Source organism: Streptomyces sp. NPDC058701 (genome assembly GCF_042715295.1).
Taxonomy (GTDB): Bacteria; Actinomycetota; Actinomycetes; order Streptomycetales; family Streptomycetaceae; genus Streptomyces.
In genome coordinates, this window is the sequence record NZ_JBHXSY010000045.1 from 16,800 (window position 1) to 30,845 (window position 14,046).

Here is a 14,046-nt window from a genome sequence, read left to right on the forward strand (position 1 = left end):
AGACGGGCGCGGAGCGCATCCCGCGACCGGAGCGCGCCCCGGGGCCCGACCGGTGGGCGCCCCGGGGCCCGACCGGTGGGCGCCCGGAGCGCGACCGGTGGACGGTGGAGCGCGACCGGTGGACGGTGGAGCGCTCCCGTGCCCGGCGGGACGGGGACCGGCGCCACCTCAGCCTTCCGCGGCGTCTGCGGCCTCCGGGTACCCGCTCTCGGGCGCCGTCCAGACGAGCGGATACCGCTCGCCGCCGGTCCGCTCGACCCACAGGAGCCGGTCGCGCACGACACCGCGGCGGCTCTCGGGAGCCCGTTGCGCCAGCGCGAGCAGCAGGTCGCGCATCCGGCGCAGGGTCATGGGGGAACCCGCCGCGGCGTAGGCGACGTCGTCGACGGCCGTCCGGACGAACTGCTCCCAGCCGGGCACCGGAACCGTCACCCTCAACCGGCCGGCGTCGTCGTGGAAGCGCCCGATGTCGAGGTCGTGTCCGGCCAGGCGGGTCAGCAGGTCCGCCAGGCGGTCCAAGGCCTCCACCGCCGTCGCCGGATCGTTGACGGCCGGGGAGAGGGCCCGCAGCGCGATGTCGGCGAGGAGTCTGAACGGGAGTTCCGGATCCTGGTCGAAGGTGCGCTCCACGCCGGTCAGCAGGGCGTCGCGCAGCCGCTCCTCGGAGAGCCCGCCGGGTGTCACCCGGGCGAGTTCCGTGCCCCGGGACAGCGTCGCGCCGGGGACGACCCGGAACGCGATCGTGCAGTCCCGCTCCCGCGCCGCCCCGATCAGCGCCGGGACGTCGAACTGCTGCAGCACGGCGGCCGGTCCCGACCAGCGCACCCGGGTGGCCCCGGCCGCCGCCGGCTGCGGGCGCTCGACGGTTCCGGCGGGGTCGTACGGCTCGGCGTACAGCACGTCGAACAGCTGGTGCGCGCGGGTGGTGATCGCGGTCAGGGCGTGGCCGAGCTGGATCGAGTCGAACGCCTTCATCTGCAGCGTCCGCATGAACGCGATGGCGACCAGCGCGAGCACCATGGCGGTTACGGGGACGAAGGACGAGACGCGCGGGCCCACGCCGATCGCGAGCGCGGAGGTGACGCAGAAGACGAACACCCCGACCGTGAAGGCGAACGCGCGCCAGACGATGGGCTCGTCCCGGAACAGCCCGAGGCGCGGTGTGAAGGTGCTCGCGGAGAACTGCACGACCAGGAACAGCATCGAATAGATGATGCTCACCAGACTGATGACGCCGAAGCCGATCGTGAACAGCAGCGACACGACCCGTCCGGCTTCCACCTGGGGCCCCACCGCGACCATGGGCGCCACCAGCCCCAGCGCCAGTCCGGCGGCCGCGCAGACGAGCTGCGACAGGCCCCTGCGCATCGCGCGCGTCGGCCGGTGGAACGCCGATCCGCGGGGTCGCCGCAGCCGTGGCCCGGGAGGGGCGGAGCCGTCAGCCGAACGGGACATCCAGCCTCCTCCGTGATCGCTCCGCGTGGTCGCGGTCGACTCGCCGTGCGGCGTACGCCCGTCAGCGCCGGACCACCGTGCCCGGGCAAGGGCGCCGCGCGTTCATTCGACGCGGGCCGCGGCCGGACGGCATCTCCGGTTGCGCCGGTCGGGTGTGCTCGTCGAGTGCGTCCCGCCGACGCGTGCGGTCATCCGGCGCGTGCAGGCGGCGCCCCGGTGGTTCACTGGGGTCATGCCGCTCGACGCCTACGGGGTGCTCTCAGGGACGCTGCACCGCCATTTCCGGGACCGGCCCGACGCCCAGGGGCGCTGGTTCCACGTGAACCTCGAGGTCGACGCGCCCGCGGGGAGGTACCGGTGCGCCGTCGACGTGGACAGCGCCCAGTCCGCGACCGGGGTCCAGTGGAAGGTGCTCACCCTGGCCCCTTCGGTGCTCGAACCCGTGCCCGCCCTCGCCCCCGGCTACCACGACCTCTCCCCGTCCCGCGGCTCGGGAGCCCTGGACCACCTTCGGCACCCGGCCCTCGTGGACCGGCCCGGCTGCCTCTTCGCGCGCCGCCCGCCGGACTGGCTGCGGCGGTTCCTCGACCGCCTGAACCCGCCCCGGCCGTGGGTCTCCGGTTCCCACCTCGACGCGGCCGCCGCGCTGGAGCCCCTGCTCGTGCCCGGCCGGCCGGTCCTGGTCTTCGGGGAGCCCTTCGACCAGGGGCTCGGCATCCACAACATCCACCGGAACCAGGGCGACCCGTACGGCAGCAGGTGGTGGGCGGAGAACGCCGTCTGGCAGGACGGTGCCACCCTGACCCGCCGCCCGGACGGGTGGTACGACGTCTTCCTGAACAAGTTCTCCAGTCAGGCGGACCGCACGGACGACGACGGGCACCCGGCCTGACCGGCCGTGCTCACTCCGGCATCGTGACGCCCCGGCCCCGTACCGTTCCGGGGAGGACCCCACCCCGGAGGCAGCCGTGACCGTCGACCAGCCCGCGCCGCCGGAGAGGGACGTCCACGTCAACGGCGTCGTCCTCGCCACCCAGGCCTTCGGAGACCCGGGCGGGCCCGCGATCCTGCTGATCGGCGGCGCCGAAGCATCCATGGACTGGTGGGACGAGGAGTTCACGGCCCGCCTGGCTGCAGCCGGCCGCCGCGTCATCCGGTACGACACCCGCGACACGGGCCGGTCGACGACCTTCCCGGTGGGCGCGCCGACCTACGCCCCGGAGGACCTCGTCGCGGACGCCGTGGGCGTCCTCGACGCCTACGGGATCCCCGCGGCCCACATCGTCGGCGTCTCCATGGGCGGCGCACTCGCCCAGCACCTGGCCGTCCACCACCCCGGCCGGGTCCGCACGCTCACCCTGATGTCCACCAGCCCCGACGGGCCCGGCGGACCCGGGAGGCCGGGGCTGCCGCCGACGAGCGAGGCGCTGCGTCGTGCGCTGGCGGAACCCGCCCCCGCACCCGACTGGACCGACCGCGACGCAGTCGTCGCGTACTTCCTCGCCGCCGAGCACACGTTCGCCGGCACCATCCCCGTAGACGAGGACCGGCTGCGCCGCACCGCCGGCCGCGCGTTCGACCGCAGCCCGGTCCCGGCGGCCGCCGCCAACCACTGGAGGGTCGAAGGCGGGGCCCCGGTCCGTGACCGGCTCGGGGAGATCACCGCCCCCACCCTGGTCCTGCACGGAACCGCCGACCCGCTCTTCCCTTACGGCCACGCGGAGGCGCTCGCGCGCGAGATCCCCGGCGCCGTACTGGTCCCACTGCCCGGCATGGGGCACCAGATGCCTCCGCCACCGACCTGGGACACGGTCGTCCCGGCGATCACGCGGCACACCGCCGAGGCGGGGGAGCGGTCGGGCCGGTGATGCCCGGGGGAGATGCCTGGGCTCGGTAGAGGGAACGGGCGCGGGCCTCGTCGACGGGGTCCTCCGCGGGCGTGGGCAGGTAGTACGCGACCTGCCACGCCTGGACCCGCTCGGCCTGCCGGTTGGTGGTGGTGACCCACGGCGGATAGACCCGGAAGCCCCGCTTCCCGCCGACGCCGCCGACGGAGACGACGCCCTCGCGGCACAGGGCGTCCACGGGAAAGACGAAGTGCCCGACGTGCTCCTCGCCGCGGGTGGCGACGATCACGAGGTCGACGGGGTCCGTGTCGGCGAAGGGCCGGATCGGACCCTCCCGGGACCTCTGCCACACCGTGACGAACCGGCCGACCTTCCGCGGAGTGGAACGGGCGGCCCGGAACCGGACGGCCAGGCCGTCCACGGTGAACGCGTGGGCCGCGTAATCGGCGCTCTCGGCTTCGGGGACGGGCTGCGAACAGGCGAAGCCGCACGGGTCGTAGACGCGTGACTTCACGATGCCGAGGTCCTCGTGCACCGGGGTGCCGGCGGACCAGGGGGCCGGGCCGGACGGGCGGGGGCGCGTGCTCATCCGGCCACGATGCCACGCGGCTCCGACAACGGGTCCCGAGTCCGATCGCGGGCCCGGCCTCGGGCCCGCTGTCGGGGTCGGGAGTGCGTCCGGTCCCGGGCCCGGCCGGGGGGCCGGGTCAGCGGGCCGGGTAGTCCGTGTACCCGCGGGCGTCGCCGCCGAAGAACGTGGCCGGGTCCGGGGTGTTGTAGGGGCCCTCGGTGCGCAGCCGGTCCGGGAGGTCCGGGTTGGCGAGGAAGAGGGCGCCGAAGGCGACCAGGTCGGCGGTGCCGTCCTCGACGAGGGCGAGGGCGCGGTGGTCCGTCGGGCCCTCGGTCGCGGGGTTCAGCACGAGCGGGCCGCTGAACTGCTTGCGCAGCGCGAGCGTCGTCTCGCGGGCGTCGGGCCCGTGCTCCATGACGTGCAGGTAGGCCAGGCCGAGCCCGTCGATCTCCTGGACCAGCGCCTCGTACGCGGGCTGCGGGTCGGGCTCGGAGATGCTGTTGAACGGGTTTCCGGGGGAGACGCGCAGGCCCGTGCGCTCGGCGCCGATCGCGGCGGCTACGGCCTTGACGGTCTCCACGGCGAAGCGGATCCGGTTCTCGACCGTGCCGCCCCACTCGTCGGTGCGCCGGTTGGAGCCCGGGGCCAGGAACTGGTGGATCAGGTAGCCGTTGGCCCCGTGCAGCTCGACCCCGTCGAAGCCGGCCTCGACCGCGTTGCGGGCGGCATCGGCGAAGTCGGCGATGGTCGCCCGCACCTCGGCCCCGGTCAGCTCGTGCGGCGTCACGAAGTCCTGCATGCCCTCCGCCGTGAACAGCTGGCCCTCGGGTGCGATCGCCGACGGAGCCACCGGGACCAGGCCGTCGGGCAGCAGCGAGGGGTGGCCTATCCGGCCCGCGTGCATCAGCTGGGCGAAGATCCGGCCGCCGGCGGCGTGCACCGAGTCGGTGACCCCGCGCCAGGCCGCGACCTGCTCGGCACTGTGCAGACCGGGGGTGAACGGGTAACCCTGTCCGACCACGGAGGGCTGGATGCCCTCGGTGATGACCAGCCCGGCGGAAGCGCGCTGGGTGTAGTACTCGGCGACGAGGCCGGTCGCGATGCCGCCCTCGCCGGCACGGCTGCGGGTCATGGGGGCCAGGGCGATCCGGTTGGGAAGGACGCCACCGGCGATGCGCACGGGTTCGAATGCGGTGGTCATATCTGCCTCACAGGGTGGGTTGGCCGAATTAGTTGGTCGGCCAATCTTTGGCCGCGAGAAGGAGCGTACCTCATTACTTGGCCGACCAAGGTAAAATCTGTGGAGCGGGTAGAGTCCAGACACGGACGTCAGGCGCGTGCCCCCGGCCCGCCGCCCGGATCCGCGGGAATCCGTCCGACCCGTCCCGCCGGACCGACGAAGGAGGAGCGCAGCCATGACCGCGGATGCCGCTCGCGAACCGCGCACCACCCCGGAGTGCGCGGCGCCGCCCAGCGCCGTGCTGGACGGGCCGGTGAGCCACGCGATCAGCCGGGTGGCGCGACTCCACCGCATCGCGGCCGGCCGGGTCCTGCGGGACCTGGGACTGCACCCGGGGCAGGAGTTCCTCATGATGCAGCTCTGGGACAGCGGCGCCGTGCGGCAGTCCGAGCTGATCAAGGCGGTCGGCCTCGACCCCTCCACAGTGACCAAGATGCTCCAGCGCCTCGAACACTCCGGTCACGTACGCCGCCGGCCCGACCCCTCGGACCGGCGTGCCTCGCTCGTCGAGGCGACCGACACCAGCTGCGGGCTCCTCGTCGAGGTCCGCAAGGCCTGGGGCGAACTCGAACGCCAGACCCTGGAGGGCCTGGACGAGTCCGAACGCGCCGAACTGGCCCGGCTCCTCGGCAAGGTGGAGGGCGCACTGTGCGCGGACGTCACCCGGGCCGGCGGCACGGAGTGCGACGGCGCGTACAAGGAGCCTGGCGTCATCTGACCCCCCGGCCGGTCCGTCGGCCGCCCACGGGCCGGCCGGCGCCCGCGCCCCGGCGGCGTACATCGGGTGGAGGACCGCGGGCCGGAGGCGGCAGCGGTACGCCCGGCTGAGACGGCCCAGGCCGCGGGCGGTCCGTACGCCGCCTCCGGGGCCGGCGGTCACTTCGTCGGCGGCCGGGTTGCCGTGCAGGCCCGGCGGCACCCGTACCGGGATCCGCACCCGAGCCACGGGCCCCGCCTCGGGGTCCGCGGCCGACAGACGAGCGCCGACCGGTGGCCTCCGTACGGTGCGTGGCGAAGGTCAGCCGGTACCCCCGTTCCCGCCGCCGGGCCGAACCGGCGCGGACCGCGCCGCGCCGGTTCGGGCCGCCGCCCTGCCCGGGCGCAGACGGTCCCACCGGCCCGCCGTCCCGCGGGATCGGCAGCGTCCGCGTACCTCGTCCGGGGCGCCGGCAGATCAGGGAACCTCCCCACAACGCCCGGCCCGGCGCCTCCTCGGCGAGCACCGGTCACCCGGAGGGCCACCCCGTCGTCCTCCACGGCCGCCGGGTCCAACCGCCCGGAGAGGTGGGAGACCCGGGCGGGCTCGAAGGCTGCGCCGCGTGAGGGGTCATGGTTGTCGCCCGATAGGCGCCCTGCGGGAGGCACCCGCCCGGGCGCCACGCTCCCGTCGAACCCCGCCACCGGCCGGGGCAACGCGGAGTGACACCGGTCACTTCGCGTGACGGTCGGGACATGTCTGCGGCACACGGGGGCAAACGAGTCAGATGCAAGATCACCGCGGGTAGGCCGCGGTGCGGAACCGGAGGTACAGCGCGTCGTGTCGGAGCAGAAGACGATTCACATCGCCGGAAAGTGGCGTTCAGCGGTCTCAGGAGCGACGAGGGAAGTCCTCGACCCCGTCGACGCCACCGTGCTCGCCGTGGTCGCCGAGGGCGCCACCGCGGACACCGACGCGGCGGTCAGTGCCGCGCGCGCCGCCTTCGACGGCGGCGAATGGCCCGCCACCCCCGTCGCGGAGCGGGCCGAGCTGCTGCGCCGCACCGCCGACCTCCTCCAGCGCGACCGCGAGCGCATCGGACTGCTGGAGAGCCGGGACGCGGGCAAGACCCTCGAAGAGGGCCGCGTCGACGTGGACTGCGTCAGCGCCGCCTTCCGCTACTTCGCCGACCTCGTCACCGGCGAGAGCGCCGGTCGCGTGGTCGACGCCGGCTCCCCGGACATCCACAGCGTGGTCGTCCACGAGCCCGTCGGCGTGTGCGCCCTCATCACCCCGTGGAACTACCCACTGCTCCAGGCCAGCTGGAAGATCGCCCCGGCCCTCGCCGCGGGCAACACCTTCGTGGTCAAGCCGAGCGAGATCACCCCGCTGACCACGGCCGCGCTGATCGGGCTGCTCGTGGAGGCCGGCCTTCCCGCAGGCGTCGCGAACCTGGTCACCGGCCCCGGCGACCCGGTCGGCGCCCGCCTCGCCGCCCACCCCGACGTCGACCTCGTCTCCTTCACCGGCGGCCTCACCAGCGGTACGAAGGTGATGCGCGCGGCCGCCGACTCCGTCAAGAAGGTGGCCCTCGAACTCGGCGGGAAGAACCCCAACGTCGTCTTCGCCGACGCCTGCGCCACCGAGGAGGGCTTCGACACCGCCGTCGACCAGGCCCTGAACGCGGCGTTCATCCACAGCGGCCAGGTCTGCTCGGCGGGATCCCGGCTCATCGTCGAGGAATCCCTGCGCGAACGCTTCGTCGCCGAACTCGCCCGGCGCGCCGACCTGATCCGGCTCGGCCGCGGTACCGACCCGGGCGTCGAGTGCGGCCCGCTGGTCTCCGCCGGCCAGCTCGCGCGGACCGAGGAGTACGTGGCATCCGCCCTCTCCGAGGGAGCCGTGCTGCGCGCCGGCGGCGAACGCCCCGACGGTCCCGGCTACTTCTACCGGCCGACCGTCCTCGACGGCTGCCACCGTCTGATGCGCGTCGTACGGGAAGAGGTCTTCGGGCCGGTCCTGACCGTCGAGACCTTCCGCACCGAGGACGAGGCCGTCGCACTCGCCAACGACACCGAGTACGGGCTCGCCGGCGCGGTGTGGACGGCCGACCAGGGCCGGGCCCGCCGCGTCGCCGGCCGGCTGCGCCACGGCACCGTCTGGATCAACGACTTCCACCCCTACCTGCCGCAGGCCGAGTGGGGCGGCTTCGGGAAGTCCGGCACCGGCCGCGAACTCGGCCCGACGGGCCTGGCCGAGTACCGCGAGGCCAAGCACGTGTACCAGAACCTCGCTCCGCGCCCCGTGCGCTGGTTCGCGGGCTGACGGGAGAGGACCCACATGACCACGGAAACGCACACCCCCACCACGACCGCGGCGCACCGCGACGGCGGGACCGAGCAGGAGTACGACTACGTCGTCGTCGGCGGCGGAACCGCAGGCTCGGTGATCGCCTCCCGCCTCACCGAGGACCCCGACGTCACGGTCGCCGTCATCGAGGGCGGTCCCAGCGACGTCGACCGCCCCGACGTGCTGACGCTGCGCCGCTGGATGGGCCTGCTCGGCGGCGAGCTGGACTACGACTACCCCACCACCGAGCAGCCGCGCGGCAACTCCAACATCCGGCACAGCCGGGCCCGCGTGCTCGGCGGGTGCTCCTCGCACAACACCCTCATCGCGTTCAAGCCGCTGCCCTCCGACTGGGACGAGTGGTCCGCGGCGGGTGCCGAGGGATGGCACGCGGCCGCCATGGACCCCTACTTCGACCGGCTCCTGAACAACGTCGTTCCCGTCGGCGAGGACGACCGCAACGCCATCGCCCGCGACTTCGTGGACGCGGCGCAGACGGCGCTCGGAGTGCCGCTCGTCGAGGGCTTCAACCGCAAGCCCTTCCACGAGGGCGCCGGATTCTTCGACCTCGCCTACCACCCCGAGACCAACAAGCGTTCCTCCGCGTCGGTGGCGTACCTCCACCCGGTGATGGACGCCCGGCCGAACCTGCGGTTGCTGCTGGAGACCTGGGCGTACCGCCTGGAGCTGGACGGAACCCGGGCGCGCGGCGTGCGCGTACGGGCCGCGGACGGAACGGAGTCGCTGATCAGCGCCCGCCGCGAGGTGCTGGTGTGCGCCGGCGCCGTCGACACGCCGCGCCTGCTGCTGCACTCCGGCATCGGACCGCGCGGAGCGCTGGAGGCCCTGGGCATACCCGTCGTCCACGACCTGCCCGGTGTGGGGGAGAACCTCCTCGACCACCCCGAGTCGGTCATCGTCTGGGAGACCGACGGCCCCATCCCGGAGAACTCGGCGATGGACAGCGACGCGGGACTGTTCGTCCGCCGCGACCCCGAATCGCCGGGCCCCGACCTGATGTTCCACTTCTACCAGATCCCCTTCACGGACAACCCGGAGCGCCTGGGCTACGAACGCCCCGCCCACGGAGTCTCGTTGACCCCGAACATCCCCAAGCCCCGCAGCCGCGGCCGCCTCTACCTGACGAGCCCGGACCCCGAGGTCAAGCCGGCCCTGGACTTCCGCTACTTCACGGACGAGGACGACTACGACGGCCGCACCCTGGTCGACGGCATCAAACTGGCCCGGAAGATCGCCGCCGCCGAGCCCCTCGCGGGCTGGCTCAAGCGGGAGGTCTGCCCCGGACCGGACATCACCAGCGACGAGGCCCTGAGCACGTACGCCCGCTCCGTCGCGCACACCGTCTACCACCCGGCGGGCACCTGCAAGATGGGCGCCGCCGACGACGACACCGCCGTCGTGGGACCCGACCTGAAGGTCCGCGGCCTCGACGGCATCCGGATCGCGGACGCCTCGGTCTTCCCGACGATGCCCGCGGTCAACCCGATGATCGGAGTTCTCATGGTCGGCGAGAAGGCCGCCGAGCTGCTGGGGGGCGAGACCCGGTGAACGCCATGACCCACGGCCCGGCCGCGCCCGACGCCGCCGACATCCCCGTCTTCTCCGTGAGCGGCCTCTGGAAGGTCTTCGGCCCCAAGGCCGCGGCCGCGAAGGTCCCCGGCTCGGAGCACGCCGAGCTGCCCCCGGCCGAACTCCGCGAAGCCACCGGCTGCACCGCGGCCGTCCGCGACGTGAGCTTCGACGTCCGCAAGGGCGAGGTCTTCGTCGTGATGGGCCTCTCCGGCTCCGGCAAGTCCACCCTGGTGCGCTGCCTGACCCGGCTGATCGAGCCCACCGCCGGGACGCTCTCCATCGACGGCGAGGACGTCCTCGCCATGGACGCGGCCCGGCTCCGCGAGCTGCGCCGCCACCGTGCGGCCATGGTCTTCCAGCACTTCGGCCTGCTGCCGCACCGCACCGTCCTCGACAACGTCGCCTACGGCCTGGAGATCCAGGGCGTGGGCCGGGCCGAACGCCGCGCCAAGGCCGCCGAGATGGTCGCCAAGGTCGGTCTCGACGGCCTGGAGGACCGCCGCCCCGGACAGCTCTCCGGCGGACAGCAGCAGCGCGTCGGACTCGCCCGCGCCCTTGCCGCTGACCCCGAAGTCCTGCTGTTCGACGAGCCGTTCAGCGCACTGGACCCGCTCATCCGGCGCGAGATGCAGGACGAGGTCGCCCGGCTGCACCACGACGAGGGCCGCACCATGGTCTTCATCACCCACGACCTCGCCGAGGCGCTGCGCCTCGGTGACCGGATCGCGCTGATGCGCGACGGCCGCATCGTGCAGCTCGGCACCCCCGAGGAGATCGTGGGCTCGCCCGCCGACGACTACGTACGGGAGTTCGTCCGCGACGTGCCACGCGAGCAGGTCCTCACCGTACGCAGCGCCATGCGCCCCGCGGCGGCCGGGGAGGCCGACCGGGGCCCGGCGCTCGCCCCCGCCACGACGGTGGTCGAGGCCATCGAGGCGGTCGCCCGCAGCGGCGGCCCCGCCCGGGTCGTCGACCGCGGCCGGTGCCTCGGCATCGTCGACGACGCCGCGCTCCTCGCGGTGGTGGCCGGCCTCCCCGCCCCGGCCGCCCGGGGGGTGGCCGCGTGACGCGCCGACCCGCCTGCGCGCCCCCCGTCCCCGGCACGGGCAGGTGGTGCGCGTGACCGCCGCCACCCCCTCCGTGCGCGACCCCCGCGACCCGCGCGACGCAGAACGGCCCCAGGCCACCGGCACCGGCCGCGTCCGCCCGGGCGCCCACGGCGACGGCTCGGCCACCGTCGGCCGCCGCGATCCCCGGGAGACCGGCGACACCCGCGACACCCGGACCGACGGCCGCGGGGCGACCCACCGCCCCACCGCATCCGGCAGGCCTCCGGCCCCCCGCCTCACCGGCCTGTTCAGCCACCACACCGTCCGCAAGCTCCTGCCGCTCGCCGTCGCCGCGGCGCTCCTGATCCCGCTCGCCCTCGCCTTCCCCGGTGCCGGCAGCTGGCCCGCCCGGCTCGCCGTCGACCTGTCCGGCCCGCTCGGCCGGGCGGGCGACTGGATCATCGACCACCGGGACAGCCACCCGCTGTTCCTGTACTTCTTCGGGCACGTCAGCAACGCCGTCGTGATCTGCGTCCGCGCCGTCTACACGGTGCTGCTCGCCGCCGGCTGGCTCGGCGTCACCGCCTTCGCCGGCCTGGTCGCCTGGCGCCTCGCCGGAATCCGGCTCGCCCTGACCTGCGTCGCCGCGTTCGCCGCCTGCGGACTGCTCGGCATGTGGGTACCCACCATGCAGACCCTCGCCCTGATGGCCGTCGCCGTCACCGCGGCCGTCGCCGTCGGCGCCCTGCTCGGCCTCGCCGCCGGACTGTCCCCGCGCACCGACCGCGCCCTGCGCCCCGTACTCGACACCATGCAGGTCCTGCCCGCCTTCGCGTACCTGCTGCCGATGGTCCTGGTCTTCGGCATCGGCGTGCCGGCCGCCGTCCTCGCCACCGTCGTCTACGCGGCTCCGCCGATGGCCCGACTCACCGCGCTCGGCCTGCGCGACGCCGACGCGGGCGTCCTGGAGGCGTCCGCCTCGCTCGGCGCGACCGGACGCCAGCGACTGTTCAGCGCGCGGCTCCCGCTCGCCCGACGACAGCTCCTGCTCGGCGTGAACCAGGCGATCATGACCGGCCTGTCCATGGCCGTCATCGCCTCCGTGATCGGCGCCGGCGGCCTCGGTGACCGCGTGTACCAGGCCCTCGCCTCCGTGGACGTGGGCGCGGCCCTCGCCGCCGGCATCCCGATCGTGCTGCTGGCCGTCGTCCTCGACCGCACCGCCGACGCGGCCGGCACCCGGCTCGGCGCCACCCCCGACCCCGCCCGAGAGAAGCACCTGCTGCGCCGCGTGTTCGGCGGCTGGTACGGGCGCCTGCTGACCGTGCTGGCGGCCGTCGCCGCCTCCGTCGCGGGCCGCATCGCGGACACCACCCTGTGGCCCGAGTCCTGGACCGTCCCCATCGCCGAGCCCGTCAACCGGGCCGTCGCCTGGATGACCGCCCACCTGTACTCCGGAGTACCGGTCGTCGGCGGCACCGCCGACTGGTCGGCCCGCTTCACCGGCTGGGTCCTCGACCCGCTGCGCACCGCGCTCCAGGCCGCCCCCTGGTGGTCCCTGCTGCTCCTCGCCGGAGCCGTCGCCCTCCTCGTGGGCACCTGGCGGACCGCGCTCACCGCGGTCCTCGCCCTCGCGGCCATCGGCGTCCTCGGCGTCTGGGAACCCTCCCTCGACACCCTCTCGCAGGTCCTGGCCGCCGTCGCCGTCACCCTGGTCCTCGGCTTCGCCATCGCCGTCGGCGCCGCCCGCAGCGCCCGCGCCCAGCGGCTGCTTCGCCCGGTGCTCGACGTGTGCCAGACCATGCCGCAGTTCGTCTACCTCATCCCCGTCGTCGCCCTGTTCGGCGTCGGCCGCGCCCCGGCCGCGGCCGCGGCCGTCGTGTACGCACTGCCCGCGGTGGTCCGCATCACCACGCAGGGCCTCGGCGAGGTGAACCCGGCCGCCATGGAAGCGGCCCGCTCCCTCGGCGCCACCCGCTCGCAGCAGCTGTGGCAGGTCCAACTCCCGCTGGCCCGACCGGCGCTGCTCCTCGCCGTCAACCAGGCCGTCGTCCTGGTCCTCGCCGTCGTCATCATCGGCGGCCTGGTCGGCGGTGGCGCCCTCGGCTACGACGTCGTCCTCGGCCTCGCCCAGGGGGACCTGGCCACCGGCCTGGTGGCCGGCGCCGCGATCGTCTGCCTCGGCCTGCTGCTCGACCGCGTCACCCAGCCCGCGAAGGAGGCCTGACATGCCCGCCCCATCACCGCGCACCACCCGGCGCCGCCGTCTCGCCGCCGTACTCGCCGCCACGACCGGACTCGCCGTCCTCAGCGGCTGCGGCGCCGCCGACATGACCCGCCAGTCCTCCCCGTACGCCGCCGCCCAGGGCGCCAAGACCGTCACGCTCTCCGTGCAGTCCTGGGTCGGCGCCCAGGCGAACACCGCCGTGGCCTCCTACCTGCTCGAACACGAGCTGGGCTACCGCGTCGACACCGTCCAGGTGGACGAGGTGCCCGCCTGGGACGCCCTCAGCCAGGGGCGCGTCGACGCGATCCTGGAGGACTGGGGCCACCCCGAGCAGGAGGACCGGTACGTCAAGGGGAAGAAGACCATCACCCCCGGCGGAGACCTCGGCGTGACCGGCCACATCGGCTGGTTCGTGCCGACGTACTTCGCCGAGGAGCACCCCGACGTCACCGACTGGAAGAACCTCGACAAGTACGCCGATCAGCTGCGCACCCCCGAGAGCCGCGGCAAGGGCCAGCTGATGGACGGCTCCCCGTCGTACGTCACGAACGACAAGGCCCTGGTGAAGAACCTCGGCCTGGACTACGAGGTCGTCTTCGCCGGTTCCGAGGCCGCCCAGATCACCCAGATCAAGCAGTTCGCCAAGGAGCGCAAGCCGTTCCTCACCTACTGGTACACGCCGCAGTGGCTGTTCGAGCGCGTCCCGATGACCGAGGTGAAGCTGCCCGAGTACAAGGAAGGCTGCGACGCCGATCCGGAGAAGGTCGCCTGCGCCTACCCGCACACCCCACTGCAGAAGTACCTGAACACGCGCTTCTCGGAGTCGGGCGGGAAGGCCGCCGCGTTCCTGAAGAGGTTCCACTGGGGCGTGGAGGAGCAGAACGAGGTGTCCCTCATGATCGCCGAGGAGAAGCTGCCGCCGGAGCAGGCGGCGAAGAAGTGGGTGGAGAGCAACCGTGAGGTGTGGGAGCCGTGGGTCCGCTGACCCCCCTCCCGGGCCGGAACCGCCCCCGGCCCC

11 protein-coding genes are annotated in these 14,046 nt (G+C 74.1%); 8 read left to right on the plus strand and 3 right to left on the minus strand.

What is annotated here, in order from left to right; genetic code table 11:
- Positions 1 to 168: 168 nt before the first annotated feature.
- The gene (locus ACFWW8_RS31750; RefSeq protein WP_386534436.1) at positions 169 to 1,455 is read right to left on the minus strand and encodes a DUF2254 family protein; all 1,287 of its coding nucleotides are present in this window, start codon (positions 1,453 to 1,455) and stop codon (positions 169 to 171) included.
- 232 nt (positions 1,456 to 1,687) lie between these two features.
- Here ACFWW8_RS31750 and ACFWW8_RS31755 point away from each other — a divergent pair, with 232 nt between their 5' ends.
- Together ACFWW8_RS31755 and ACFWW8_RS31760 are read left to right on the plus strand one after the other, a co-directional pair.
- Positions 1,688 to 2,347, plus strand: coding sequence for a DUF2278 family protein (locus ACFWW8_RS31755; protein ID WP_386534439.1), 660 nt, complete (start codon positions 1,688 to 1,690; stop codon positions 2,345 to 2,347).
- 76 nt (positions 2,348 to 2,423) lie between these two features.
- Positions 2,424 to 3,323, plus strand: a complete 900-nt coding sequence (locus ACFWW8_RS31760) for an alpha/beta fold hydrolase (RefSeq protein WP_386534441.1) — start codon at positions 2,424 to 2,426, stop codon at positions 3,321 to 3,323.
- Here ACFWW8_RS31760 and ACFWW8_RS31765 read toward each other — a convergent pair.
- Positions 3,280 to 3,891: a MepB family protein gene (locus tag ACFWW8_RS31765; RefSeq protein WP_386534444.1), complete on the minus strand. Its 612-nt coding sequence runs from the start codon at positions 3,889 to 3,891 to the stop codon at positions 3,280 to 3,282. The genes ACFWW8_RS31760 and ACFWW8_RS31765 overlap by 44 nt on opposite strands.
- A 118-nt stretch (positions 3,892 to 4,009) precedes the next feature.
- Positions 4,010 to 5,053, minus strand: a complete 1,044-nt coding sequence (locus ACFWW8_RS31770) for an alkene reductase (RefSeq protein WP_386534447.1) — start codon at positions 5,051 to 5,053, stop codon at positions 4,010 to 4,012.
- A gap of 235 nt (positions 5,054 to 5,288) precedes the next feature.
- Between ACFWW8_RS31770 and ACFWW8_RS31775 the strand changes: the two genes are divergently transcribed.
- The 6 genes from ACFWW8_RS31775 (at position 5,289) to ACFWW8_RS31800 (ending at position 14,013) form a co-directional block, all read left to right on the plus strand.
- Positions 5,289 to 5,831, plus strand: a complete 543-nt coding sequence (locus ACFWW8_RS31775; RefSeq protein WP_386534450.1) for a MarR family winged helix-turn-helix transcriptional regulator — start codon at positions 5,289 to 5,291, stop codon at positions 5,829 to 5,831.
- Positions 5,832 to 6,650: 819 nt separating this feature from the next.
- Complete coding sequence (locus ACFWW8_RS31780; RefSeq protein ID WP_386534453.1) at positions 6,651 to 8,135, plus strand: aldehyde dehydrogenase family protein; 1,485 nt, start codon at positions 6,651 to 6,653, stop codon at positions 8,133 to 8,135.
- A 15-nt stretch (positions 8,136 to 8,150) separates the two neighbouring features.
- On the plus strand, positions 8,151 to 9,728 hold the full coding sequence (locus ACFWW8_RS31785) for a GMC family oxidoreductase (RefSeq protein ID WP_386534455.1): 1,578 nt from the start codon (positions 8,151 to 8,153) through the stop codon (positions 9,726 to 9,728).
- A 5-nt stretch (positions 9,729 to 9,733) separates the two neighbouring features.
- Complete coding sequence (locus ACFWW8_RS31790; protein WP_386534510.1) at positions 9,734 to 10,819, plus strand: glycine betaine/L-proline ABC transporter ATP-binding protein; 1,086 nt, start codon at positions 9,734 to 9,736, stop codon at positions 10,817 to 10,819.
- A 286-nt stretch (positions 10,820 to 11,105) separates the two neighbouring features.
- Positions 11,106 to 13,028: an ABC transporter permease subunit gene (locus ACFWW8_RS31795; protein WP_386534513.1), complete on the plus strand. Its 1,923-nt coding sequence runs from the start codon at positions 11,106 to 11,108 to the stop codon at positions 13,026 to 13,028.
- A 103-nt stretch (positions 13,029 to 13,131) separates the two neighbouring features.
- Positions 13,132 to 14,013 (plus strand): ABC transporter substrate-binding protein, encoded by an 882-nt coding sequence (locus ACFWW8_RS31800; protein ID WP_386534515.1) that lies wholly within the window; start codon positions 13,132 to 13,134, stop codon positions 14,011 to 14,013.
- The last annotated feature ends 33 nt before the right edge of the window (positions 14,014 to 14,046 follow it).

Coding starts and splice junctions, on each gene's coding strand:
- ACFWW8_RS31800 (WP_386534515.1), top strand. CDS start 13,132: ATGACCCGCCAGTCCTCCCCGTACGCCGCCGCCCAGGGCGCCAAGACC.
- ACFWW8_RS31750 (WP_386534436.1), bottom strand. CDS start 1,455: ATGTCCCGTTCGGCTGACGGCTCCGCCCCTCCCGGGCCACGGCTGCGG.
- ACFWW8_RS31755 (WP_386534439.1), top strand. CDS start 1,688: ATGCCGCTCGACGCCTACGGGGTGCTCTCAGGGACGCTGCACCGCCAT.
- ACFWW8_RS31765 (WP_386534444.1), bottom strand. CDS start 3,891: ATGAGCACGCGCCCCCGCCCGTCCGGCCCGGCCCCCTGGTCCGCCGGC.
- ACFWW8_RS31775 (WP_386534450.1), top strand. CDS start 5,289: ATGACCGCGGATGCCGCTCGCGAACCGCGCACCACCCCGGAGTGCGCG.
- ACFWW8_RS31790 (WP_386534510.1), top strand. CDS start 9,734: ATGACCCACGGCCCGGCCGCGCCCGACGCCGCCGACATCCCCGTCTTC.
- ACFWW8_RS31785 (WP_386534455.1), top strand. CDS start 8,151: ATGACCACGGAAACGCACACCCCCACCACGACCGCGGCGCACCGCGAC.